This is a genomic window from Yoonia sp. (assembly GCF_042093035.1).
In the GTDB taxonomy this organism is placed as follows: Bacteria; Pseudomonadota; Alphaproteobacteria; order Rhodobacterales; family Rhodobacteraceae; genus Yoonia.
Window position 1 is genome coordinate 1 of the sequence record NZ_JBELFI010000099.1, and the last position, 9,557, is coordinate 9,557.

Here is a 9,557-nt window from a genome sequence, read left to right on the forward strand (position 1 = left end):
GCGTAATCCATGGATGTCCTCAATCAGCAAAAAGATGGGGGGTTTGAGCAAGGTCAGTAGCCTGCGCGAGCGTGATACCCAAAAACTGGGCCAGTGCCGCTGCATTTTCAGCTACAGACGCAGTTTCATTGATGCGGTGGGCATTCGCAAATGCGGCATCACGTAATGCATCGCGCTCATGCATCAAGTCATTGCGCACCGCGGGTAACAAGGTCTTGAGCATGACAGCCTGAGTATTCTCACCGGCCAGGCCAATGCGTTTGGCATGACCGAGCAGGTATTCATCGTCAAAGTTGCAAATTATCTCAAGAAGGTGGACAGCAGCGCGATCCGTATAAAAATCACGGATCAGGTCAACGCGAGCCGGATCGACACAAATCACCAGCTTGTCCTGCGCAAAATTCGTAAACAGCATCCGCATGAAAGCACGACGATGACGCCCGCGTTTCTGCACAGATGACTGAATGCCGCCGAGATCAGGCAAAGGCGTATCGTCTTCATCAAAAAGATAAGCCAATGCGGGCATATCAAGCTGTGCTGCGATCGCATCCTTCAATCGCTTTGCGACGTGCCATTTTTTGCAGACGATAATCAGCACGGAGCGGCCTCGCCCGATGCTGGTACTTTCGCTCCAGAAGCGCGGGCCGAAACGGCGGCCCTCACGGCCACGGGTTGTCAGAAATTGAAAGAGCCTGCGGCCTTCATCCTGCACATCAAATTCCAACTGATCGCTGACAAAAAGGGCGCCGAGCGCGTCGCGCAGGCCTTGCGCCTGTGTGCTGATCTTCCGCGCAAACAGCCCGTCTTGCGCTAACAACAGATCATAGTGGTCATTGTAGAAGGTGACAGGCATCCCGTAGTCGGAAAACATCAGAAACGTCAGCGTCCGGTTCTTGATTTCACGGCCCGGGACCAGATGGCGGACGAGTGTCTGAAAGAACGTCTCATCCGGGATCCAGGTCGTCTTGAAGAAACGCACCACATCTGGTCGCTCCGTAACGAAATCCAGCACCGCCTCAACCGTTTGCCTGCGCAGACACCACCATTGGCTACCGATCATCACCTGTATATCGTCAGGGACACGCCGCGTCAGTCCAAGCTTTTGTTGCAAATTGAGGGCGGTATAGAATCGGCGCGGCTGGGTGCGTTCATTGAAGATATGACGGTAAATCAAGCGTTCTTCGCGAAAGCCGGTTTTGATCCAGTCGCTCTCAAAAAAGTCATAGCTCTCGATATAATCTGCATCACTCTGCACGAGCATCTGACGCGCGTAGGCCGCTGACTTGATCGGCAAGCAATCCCCTGAAACCATATAGAAGTGCGTGGCGCGCGGGAAAGCATCTGTCGCTGCGCGCAGTGCATTCAATGTGGCCTGGACAAGGCTCCATTGCCCCCAACCACATTTGACCCGCTTTGCGAACACAACATTGGCATTGTCTGCAAGGGCGGATTTGATGGACGAAAACGCCTCTGCCCCAGCGGAGGCGTCAAAATGGATCGCCAAGAAATCGCCCGCGGCTGTCAATTGCCGGGCTTGCGCGATGATCGCGTCAGGGTCCTTATGACACAAGAGAATGAAAGCGATTTTCGCCATAGATGCCTGTTGACCTAGGATTGCACGGGTCCGATGGGATCTGTCATAACGCGAACAGACATTGAAGTGACAGCGTTTCTTTGATCTTTGTGTCCGTATTGATTGAAGGAGTTCCCCCCGTGGCGCGTTTCCCCGGAACATGGATGACGACAAGCGAAAGCATGGTGTACCGCGTGGTGCCCAAATGCGCCTGCTCGACCATCGGCCAGATCATGTACTACGGCGATCATGGCGAATTCTTTGAAGGTGATATCCATGATGCCAAATCAGGCATCCACAAATGGGCGCTCGATGACAGCCAAGACCCGATTGTACGCAATATCACAGCCCATGAAAGCTATGCCTTTACCTGCGTGCGAAACCCTTACACCCGTATTCTTTCATCGTTTTTTGACAAGATCTGCGGCATCCAGCGCAACGGGTCCTACTACCGCGGCAACCTCGTCCCGCTTCTGATCCAGAAATACGGGATCGAGGTCGGGGATCCGAAGATCGGATTTGAATTCGACCAAATCAGAAGCTTTCGCCGTTTCCTGCTATTTGCGCGCGATACCATCCGCTGGCAGCGCCCGATGGATCCTGATATCCATTGGTCTGCAATGTCCGGGCACATTTCAACCTTCATTGTAAACGGAGGGCGGTACAATTCCATCTTCTGGACCGAGAAGTTCAATGATGGAATGCAGGAGGTTCTGAACAATACGCAATCCGAACACCCCGTTGATCTGGCCGCGATCCCGCGTTTCAACGAAAGCGAAGGACACGGGCCAAAGCGCGCACATCCGGTTGCAGATTACTTTGATGATCTGTCGATGCATCTGGTCTACGAGATGTACAAAAGGGATTTCCAACTTTTCAAATATGACTTTGAAGATCCGTCAAACAAGATGCCAACGGGTGACATTGATCTGGATGAAGTGCACGCGAAACTCAGCCAGTAAGGGGGCTTTCACCCCCCTCGGCCTGCGGCCTCACCCCCTGAGGATATTTTCACTCGGAAGAATTCAAGAGGGCCGCGTCCACCGCCGCTGGCACCAAAATGCGCAGCGGCGGCTTCTTCGTCGGCGGTCATCGGCATCCCTGCCTGTACCGCCGTCATGGATTCCCATGCCTTCATTAAGAGATTGTGAATTTTCTTCTTCGGAGTGGAAATATCCCCGCCGGAGGCATTAAAGTCATCTCTGCCCTCGACAGCGACCAGCCTTGCGTTATCTGCCTTGAAAAGTGAGGCCAAGCAGATGTCAGTTGTGTTAATTCTAGGCAGTAGCCCGAATGTGGTCGAAAGCTGCAAATGGTCCCGCAAGCCATTTGATCGCATAATCGCAATCAACAACGCTTGGGCCGTGCGGCCTGACTGGGATGACTTGATCCACCCTGATGATTTTCCCGCTGAGCGTATGCCCACCAAAAGAAACCCGTCGCAGCGCATTATCAGAGCCGCTGACTACGTGCCCTTGCAAAATCAATTTGGAGGTTTCGTCTATGCCGGCGGCACGATGGCGTTCACGGCAAGCTATTGGGCATTGGCAGCTTTGAAACCGAAGGTGATCGCCGTCTTGGGGTGCGACATGGTCTACAGCAACACCTCAAAAACCCATTTTTATGGCAAGGGGACCGCCGACCCATTGCGCCAGGACGTGACCCTGAGATCACTGGAGGCAAAGTCAGCCCGCCTGATGGCAATTGCCGCACGCAACGGCTGCGCAATGGTCAATCTCTCGCGCGACCCCAGCAGGTTGGTTTTCCCGCGTGCAACGCCTGACATGTTGCCTGATCTTCCCGCCCCTGTGATCGATGAACCGATTGTCGATCAGGCCCTTAAGCAGGAAGCTGCGCTTGCCTATTTCGTCCCCTCCGGCAAATACTGGAAGCAAGAGGACAGATTCGATACGACCGCAATTGATGCGCTTGACGCGCTCTGGCTCAGAGCAATCCCTGCGCCGCAAACAATGCCTTAAGGTCGGACTCTGGCCGCGCGCCGATATGGCTGATTACCTCTGCCGCAGCGACGTTGCCCATCTTGCCACACATCTCAAGCGCATGGCCGTGGGTGAGCCCCCACAAAAATGCGCCGGCAAAAAGATCACCCGCACCCGTCGCATCTACGATCTCCGTTGGAACCGCGGGCACGTGCCAGCGCTGACCACCCGATAGGATATACACACCGTTTTCGCTATCTGTGCACGCCACGATTGGCACATTCTCAGCAGACTTTCCCAGTGCTGCAACAAAATCCTCGGTTTCATACATCGACAGCATTTCCGCGCGATTACAAAATAGAAGATCCACGTGGTCGCGTACCATATCGCGGAACGCGTTGCGATGTCGTTCAATACAAAACGGGTCCGACAACGTAAGAGAGACCCGTCCGCCAGCCCCTTTGCAAGCCGCGATTGCTTTGGCAAAGGCCGCATGGCTTTCGGGCCCGTCAAACCGGTAGCCCTCAAGGTAGATCCACTCAGCATCTGCCATCTGAGCGTCGTCAATGTCGTCGGCTGTCAGGAACTCGGTCACACCCAGATAGGTATTCATCGAACGTTCCCCATCGGGTGTGACGATCACGATGCAGCGCCCTGTCTCGGCCTCTTCGGTCTTTGGGGCGAGCGATGTCTCATAGGTGGCACCTTGCGCCCGCAAATCATGCGCAAAGATCGCGCCAAGCTGATCGTCTTTGACCTTCCCAACATAGGCCGTCTGACCGCCCAAATGCGCGATCCCTGCAATTGTGTTGGCAGCAGATCCGCCAGAGACCTCCTTCGCAGGACCAACACGCGCGTAAAGATCAACCGCGCGGTCCATATCGATCAGCTGCATGATGCCTTTTTGCACGCCAGCATCTGCCAGAAACGCATCTTCAGCGCGCGCGAGCACATCGACCATTGCGTTGCCGATCCCGACAACCTGAAACTTCTTCATAAGTTCTTATCCTCAAATTGACAGAGATCGCGGATCAAGCACGCCGCGCATTTGGGTTTTCGCGCCACGCAGGTATAGCGCCCATGCAAGATCATCCAATGATGTGCATGGAGTTGAAAATCAGCCGGAATGTGATCCTCGATTGCACGTTCGACCGCATCGACATCCTTGCCGGGGGCCACGCCGCTACGATTGCCAAAGCGGAAGATATGCGTGTCCACGGCCTGTGCGGGCTGGCCCCACCACATATTCAACACAACGTTGGCGGTCTTTCGCCCGACCCCTGGTAGCGATTGCAGTGCGGCCCGCGAATTGGGAACTTCGCCACCATAGTCATCAACAAGAATTTGGCTCATCCTGATGACGTTTTTGGCCTTGTTGCGGTAAAGACCGATTGTCTTGATATATTCTGTTACCTGCTCAAGCCCGAGATCAAGCATCTTTTGCGGCGTATCGGCGACTTTGAACAACGCGCGTGTCGCGCGGTTCACACCCGCGTCCGTCGCTTGCGCAGACAGGGCCACTGCTACCACCAGCGTGTAAACGTTCACATGCTCCAGCTCACCTTCTGGTTCCGCTTCGGCTGCCTGAAAGCGTTCAAAGATCGCGCGAATAGTGTGATAATCAAGCTGTTTTGCCATGCATGAGGGTATGCCCCGATGTCCCAAGCGGGGCAAGCCGCAGATGCGCAATTTTCGGGTCGCTTGGGACCGCGCCAGCGCATAGTTTGACCCCATGGAACAAAACCAAACATATCATTACCATGTCATGCGCCGCGCGATTGCGGCAATTGACGCCGCCGGAGACACCCCCCTTGCGCTGGCCGATCTTGCCGCTGAGATGAACATGAGCCCTGCGCATTTCCAAAGGCTCTTTTCCACATGGGTCGGCGTGTCACCCAAAAGGTACCAACAATATCTGGCGTTGGGTCATGCCAAGACCCTGCTCCGAGACCGTTTCACGACGTTGGAAACGGCCCATGCCGTCGGCCTGTCGGGCAGCGGGCGGTTGCATGATCTCTTTGTGCGCTGGGAAGCGATGAGCCCGGGCGACTATGCCCGCGACGGTGCTGATTTGACGATCTATTGGGGATGGTTTGAAAGCCATTTTGGCCCTGCTTTGGTGATGGGTACGGATCGGGGCATCTGCGGATTGGCATTCGCGGCAGAGGCTGGCGCAGAACCTGCGATGGCAGACCTGAAATCCCGCTGGCCCAAAGCTGGGTTTGTGGAAGATGTCAGCATGCTTCGGCCCTGGGCGATGTCAGCGCTTGGAATGACCGGGGAAACGAAGTTGCATATGATCGGGGCGCCGTTCCAACTGAAAGTGTGGGAGGCGTTGCTGTCGATCCCGTCAGGGCATGTGACCACCTACTCAGAGATCGCACAGTCTATCGGCAACCCCAAAGCGGTGCGTGCCGTGGGTACGGCAGTTGGGCGCAATCCGGTGAGTTGGTTGATCCCTTGCCACAGGGCGTTGCGGAAATCGGGGGCATTGGGTGGCTATCACTGGGGTTTGCCGGTCAAGCGCGCGATGCTGGCGTGGGAATCCGCACGGGCTGATGCAGGGTAAGATCGGCGGGAATTTTCCTATCGCATCGGCGTTATTGGATATCAGAGCCAAAAGATGGATAACAAACGCATCTATAAGCGCAGACTGCGCATCCAAATCGAATGGAACCATGACCATGACCTTTACAAAAATACCGCTGTTTGTCGCGGCCGCATCGCTGACCTTTGTGACAGCTTGTGCTGAAACCGGACCAAACGGGAACCAGAACGCGCAACAGGGCGCAATCCTTGGCGCCTTGGGCGGCGCAGCGATTGGCGCGATAGCAAGTAATGGCGATGATCGGCGTGGCCGAAACCAAGCCGCGTTGCTTGGGGCTGCTTTGGGAGCCGGTGCTGGCGCCGCGATCGGCAACAACCTTGACAAGCAGGCAGAAGAACTGCGCCGCAGCCTGCGCAGCGATGTGGGCGTCTCCAACAATGGGAGCAACCTTGTTGTTGTGCTAAGCCAGGACCTGCTCTTTGCGACCGATAGCGCCACCGTGTCCGCACGCTCGCAAAGTGAATTGCTGACCGTTGCGAACTCTCTCAACCGCTATCCAAATACAACCGTCAATGTGATCGGTCACACTGACAACGTCGGTGATGCGGCCTACAACCAAGGACTGTCTGAGCGTCGCGCATCGGCTGTTGCCAATATCCTGCTTGCGGGCGGCGTTACGCCATCACGCGTGCGGTCAATCGGTGCGGGTGAAAACCAGCCAATTGCATCCAACCTGAACGCATCCGGCCGCCAGATGAACCGCCGGGTAGAGATCGTGATAACACCGAACTGAACCGGTAAATGACACGCTGCTTGAAAGGTGTTATCGCAAGATAGCCCCTTTCTTGTTGTGAGCGGCCAATCTTGGTCATATAATCTTACCAATAACTTAAGGTAGATTGATGCCCTTTGAACCGGTCCAACAAGAGAAACTCTCCCACGGCGTCACCCGTCAAATCGAAGGCCTGATCCTGCGCGGGATCCTGCGACCGGGCGAACGCCTGCCGTCAGAACGTGAACTGAGCGAACGAATGAACGTCTCCCGCCCGTCATTGCGAGAAGCTTTGGGCGACTTGCAAGATCGCGGATTGTTGACTTCAAAAGCCGGCGCAGGTGTTTACGTAGCCGACGTGCTGGGGTCCGCTTTTTCCCCGGCTTTGGTGAAGCTGTTTTCGAGCCACGAAAAAGCTGTCTTCGACTACATCAACTTCCGGCGCGATATGGAGGGGTTGGCCGCTGAACGCGCAGCAACAATGGCCAGCGATACCGATCTCAAGGTTATCAACACGATCTTCGAAAAGATGGAAGCCGCCCACAAAAAGCGCAATCCGGATGATGAAGCGCATCTCGACGCGCATTTTCACCTCGCCATTATCGAAGCGAGCCACAACGTCATTATGTTGCATATGATGCGTTCAATGTATGAGTTGCTGCGCGAGGGCGTGTTTTACAATCGCACAATCATGTTCAAGCAACGCATGACCCGAGACACACTTCTGGAACAGCATTGCGCGATCAACGCGGCGCTGCAAGATCGCGATGCTGCCGGCGCGCGAGACGCGGTGGCAACGCATCTGAGCTTTGTCGAAAAGGCGCTGTCAGATCAGCAAAAAGCGGACAAAAACGAAGCCTTTGCACGCAAACGGCTTGACCACGAAACCAACCCGTAACCTTTCAAATATTCAAAATAAAGCCCCGACCGCAGCGCTGCGGTCGGGGCTTTAGAATCGTCAAAAGATACGGACTAGTGCAACTTGTCTGCGACGGTTGCAATCGAATCGTCGATCATGGCACCCGCAGATTTTGCATCCATCTGCGCTGCAATTACGTCCTTGGCCGCACCGATGGCAACAGCAATCGCCTGATCCCGCACATCCTTGATGGCAGAAGCCTCTGCGCTTGCAATTTGATCTTCTGCGGCGGCAAGGCGACGCGTAATCGACTTGGCGATTTCATCCTTGGCCGATGTGGCTGCATTCATCGCTTCTTCTTTCGCAGCCGCAACAATCCGATCAGCTTGTTCCTGAACTTCTTTTTGCTTGCGCTCATATGAGGCCAGCAGCGACTGCGCCTCTTCGCGCAATGCCTTGGCTTCATCTAGCTCAGCTTTGATACCTTCAGCGCGCTTGTCCAACATGCCACCGACAAGGCCCGGCACTTTGTAGTAGATCAAAATACCGACGAAGATGACGAAAGCGATCCAGACCACGAAGTCTGTATTCTCCAGAGAGAAAAACGGCTTTCCGGGAGCGGCCAGCGCAGGGCTAGCGGCAACGGCAAAAAGGGAGGTGAGTAAAAGGCGCATGGTTTACCCTTTCATCCGCGATGTCACCGCAGCAGTAATCGTTTTTGCATCGGCACTGCCACCCATGGCTGCAACCAGTTCCTTGGCTGTATCCTTGGCGACGGCTTTGACGCTGTCCAACGCTCCGGCGCGAATCTCGCCAATGGCGGCCTCGCTCTCGGCGGTTTTTGCGGCGATCTGGGCGTCTGCCTTTTGCAGCTCTACGTCCAGCTCGGTTTGAATTTCTGCTTTCGCTTCCGCCACGATTTTCTGGGCTTCCGCGCGGGCGTCCAAAAGAGCCTGGTCATAGGCTGCCTCGGCTTCCGCCGCTTTGTTCTTCAACTCTTCAGCTGCAGCGAGGTCATTTGTGATCGTGCCGGAACGCTCTGCCAGAACCGCGGCGATGCGCGGAAGGGCAATACGTGACATCACAAAGAAAATCGCGATCAGAGTGATAACCAGCCAAAAGATCTGGTTGGGCATCCAATCCGCGCAAAGCTGTGGCATACCAAGGGCGGAGCCCCCTGCATCGACACAACTGGATGTTACGGTGTCGTATTTATCTATCGCCATGATGGCCCCCGAATACCTTGATGTTTTACTGACCGACGCAAACAAGCTTCGCGTCGGTCAGCCGTAAGGATATGGGTCGTTCCTAGACTGCGAACATCAACAGAAGCGACACGAGGAATGCGAAGATACCAAGTGCTTCTGCAAATGCGAGGCCGATGAACAATGTTGCTGTCTGACCAGCAGCAGCGGATGGGTTGCGCAATGCGCCTGCCAGGTAGTTGCCAGCAACTGTACCAACACCGATAGCGGCAGCGCCGGAACCGATTGCAGCCAGACCAGCGCCGATGTGTGCGAGTTCGCCTTCCATGTGAATTCTCCTTACGATTGGAAGTTGAGTGTACGGTGGGCCACGCCCACCAAACCTTTTAGTGAGAGGGGTGAAGCGCGTCTTTGAGATAGACACACGTCAGAATAGTGAAAACATAAGCCTGAATACCGGAGACAAGGACCTCAAGCCCCAGAATTGCCACGATACCAAAGACCGCGAACGGGCTCACAAGTGTCAGGGCCGCAAAGCCGGCAAAGACCTTGATAACAGCGTGACCGGCCATGATATTGCCGGCCAGACGAATGGAGTGGCTGACCGGGCGCACGAAGTAGGAAATCACCTCGATCACCGCGATGACGGGACGCAGGACG

13 protein-coding genes are annotated in these 9,557 nt (G+C 55.2%); 5 read left to right on the top strand and 8 right to left on the bottom strand.

Annotated features, from left to right (window positions below; genetic code table 11):
- Positions 1 to 19: 19 nt before the first annotated feature.
- Positions 20 to 1,594 (bottom strand): DUF5928 domain-containing protein, encoded by a 1,575-nt coding sequence (locus tag ACFDSS_RS11525; protein WP_375255888.1) that lies wholly within the window; start codon positions 1,592 to 1,594, stop codon positions 20 to 22.
- Positions 1,595 to 1,737: 143 nt separating this feature from the next.
- Here ACFDSS_RS11525 and ACFDSS_RS11530 point away from each other — a divergent pair, with 143 nt between their 5' ends.
- Positions 1,738 to 2,535, top strand: a complete 798-nt coding sequence (locus ACFDSS_RS11530; protein ID WP_375255899.1) for a sulfotransferase family protein — start codon at positions 1,738 to 1,740, stop codon at positions 2,533 to 2,535.
- Positions 2,536 to 2,543: 8 nt separating this feature from the next.
- Here the strand turns inward: ACFDSS_RS11530 and ACFDSS_RS11535 are convergent, their stop codons facing one another.
- Positions 2,544 to 2,711, bottom strand: coding sequence for a hypothetical protein (locus tag ACFDSS_RS11535; protein WP_375255889.1), 168 nt, complete (start codon positions 2,709 to 2,711; stop codon positions 2,544 to 2,546).
- Positions 2,712 to 2,832: 121 nt separating this feature from the next.
- Between ACFDSS_RS11535 and ACFDSS_RS11540 the strand changes: the two genes are divergently transcribed.
- Positions 2,833 to 3,552: a hypothetical protein gene (locus tag ACFDSS_RS11540; RefSeq protein WP_375255890.1), complete on the top strand. Its 720-nt coding sequence runs from the start codon at positions 2,833 to 2,835 to the stop codon at positions 3,550 to 3,552.
- Here the strand turns inward: ACFDSS_RS11540 and ACFDSS_RS11545 are convergent.
- Both ACFDSS_RS11545 and nth read right to left on the bottom strand, forming a co-directional pair.
- On the bottom strand, positions 3,518 to 4,510 hold the full coding sequence (locus tag ACFDSS_RS11545) for an adenosine kinase (protein ID WP_375255891.1): 993 nt from the start codon (positions 4,508 to 4,510) through the stop codon (positions 3,518 to 3,520). The genes ACFDSS_RS11540 and ACFDSS_RS11545 overlap by 35 nt on opposite strands.
- Complete coding sequence (nth, locus tag ACFDSS_RS11550) at positions 4,507 to 5,151, bottom strand: endonuclease III (protein ID WP_375255892.1); 645 nt, start codon at positions 5,149 to 5,151, stop codon at positions 4,507 to 4,509. Before nth ends, ACFDSS_RS11545 begins: the two co-directional genes overlap by 4 nt.
- Positions 5,152 to 5,245: 94 nt before the next feature.
- Between nth and ACFDSS_RS11555 the strand changes: the two genes are divergently transcribed.
- The 3 genes from ACFDSS_RS11555 to ACFDSS_RS11565 all read left to right on the top strand — a co-directional run bounded on the left by ACFDSS_RS11555 (position 5,246) and on the right by ACFDSS_RS11565 (position 7,731).
- Positions 5,246 to 6,082 (top strand): methylated-DNA--[protein]-cysteine S-methyltransferase, encoded by an 837-nt coding sequence (locus ACFDSS_RS11555; protein WP_375255893.1) that lies wholly within the window; start codon positions 5,246 to 5,248, stop codon positions 6,080 to 6,082.
- A 115-nt stretch (positions 6,083 to 6,197) separates the two neighbouring features.
- The gene (locus ACFDSS_RS11560; protein WP_375255894.1) at positions 6,198 to 6,854 is read left to right on the top strand and encodes an OmpA family protein; all 657 of its coding nucleotides are present in this window, start codon (positions 6,198 to 6,200) and stop codon (positions 6,852 to 6,854) included.
- 109 nt (positions 6,855 to 6,963) lie between these two features.
- Positions 6,964 to 7,731 (top strand): FadR/GntR family transcriptional regulator, encoded by a 768-nt coding sequence (locus tag ACFDSS_RS11565; protein ID WP_375255895.1) that lies wholly within the window; start codon positions 6,964 to 6,966, stop codon positions 7,729 to 7,731.
- Positions 7,732 to 7,805: 74 nt separating this feature from the next.
- Here ACFDSS_RS11565 and ACFDSS_RS11570 read toward each other — a convergent pair whose 3' ends face one another.
- From ACFDSS_RS11570 to ACFDSS_RS11585, 4 genes are all read right to left on the bottom strand, one after another.
- A complete protein-coding gene (locus tag ACFDSS_RS11570; protein ID WP_375255896.1) occupies positions 7,806 to 8,366 on the bottom strand; it encodes a F0F1 ATP synthase subunit B in 561 nt (186 codons plus the stop codon).
- A 3-nt stretch (positions 8,367 to 8,369) separates the two neighbouring features.
- Positions 8,370 to 8,918 carry a F0F1 ATP synthase subunit B' gene (locus tag ACFDSS_RS11575; protein WP_375255897.1) on the bottom strand — a complete coding sequence of 183 codons (549 nt, stop codon included), beginning with the start codon at positions 8,916 to 8,918 and terminating at the stop codon, positions 8,370 to 8,372.
- A gap of 82 nt (positions 8,919 to 9,000) precedes the next feature.
- The gene (locus ACFDSS_RS11580) at positions 9,001 to 9,225 is read right to left on the bottom strand and encodes a F0F1 ATP synthase subunit C (protein WP_008233394.1); all 225 of its coding nucleotides are present in this window, start codon (positions 9,223 to 9,225) and stop codon (positions 9,001 to 9,003) included.
- 58 nt (positions 9,226 to 9,283) lie between these two features.
- The coding region (locus ACFDSS_RS11585; RefSeq protein ID WP_375255898.1) for a F0F1 ATP synthase subunit A at positions 9,284 to 9,557 on the bottom strand (274 nt) is incomplete at its 5' end.

Excerpts from the sequence above, each read along its gene's own strand:
- ACFDSS_RS11535 (WP_375255889.1), bottom strand. The coding sequence starts at position 2,711 with ATGAAGGCATGGGAATCCATGACGGCGGTACAGGCAGGGATGCCGATG.
- nth (WP_375255892.1), bottom strand. The coding sequence starts at position 5,151 with ATGGCAAAACAGCTTGATTATCACACTATTCGCGCGATCTTTGAACGC.
- ACFDSS_RS11580 (WP_008233394.1), bottom strand. The coding sequence starts at position 9,225 with ATGGAAGGCGAACTCGCACACATCGGCGCTGGTCTGGCTGCAATCGGT.
- ACFDSS_RS11545 (WP_375255891.1), bottom strand. The coding sequence starts at position 4,510 with ATGAAGAAGTTTCAGGTTGTCGGGATCGGCAACGCAATGGTCGATGTG.
- ACFDSS_RS11525 (WP_375255888.1), bottom strand. The coding sequence starts at position 1,594 with ATGGCGAAAATCGCTTTCATTCTCTTGTGTCATAAGGACCCTGACGCG.
- ACFDSS_RS11530 (WP_375255899.1), top strand. The coding sequence starts at position 1,738 with ATGACGACAAGCGAAAGCATGGTGTACCGCGTGGTGCCCAAATGCGCC.
- ACFDSS_RS11560 (WP_375255894.1), top strand. The coding sequence starts at position 6,198 with ATGACCTTTACAAAAATACCGCTGTTTGTCGCGGCCGCATCGCTGACC.
- ACFDSS_RS11540 (WP_375255890.1), top strand. The coding sequence starts at position 2,833 with ATGTCAGTTGTGTTAATTCTAGGCAGTAGCCCGAATGTGGTCGAAAGC.
- ACFDSS_RS11570 (WP_375255896.1), bottom strand. The coding sequence starts at position 8,366 with ATGCGCCTTTTACTCACCTCCCTTTTTGCCGTTGCCGCTAGCCCTGCG.
- ACFDSS_RS11575 (WP_375255897.1), bottom strand. The coding sequence starts at position 8,918 with ATGGCGATAGATAAATACGACACCGTAACATCCAGTTGTGTCGATGCA.
- ACFDSS_RS11555 (WP_375255893.1), top strand. The coding sequence starts at position 5,246 with ATGGAACAAAACCAAACATATCATTACCATGTCATGCGCCGCGCGATT.
- ACFDSS_RS11565 (WP_375255895.1), top strand. The coding sequence starts at position 6,964 with ATGCCCTTTGAACCGGTCCAACAAGAGAAACTCTCCCACGGCGTCACC.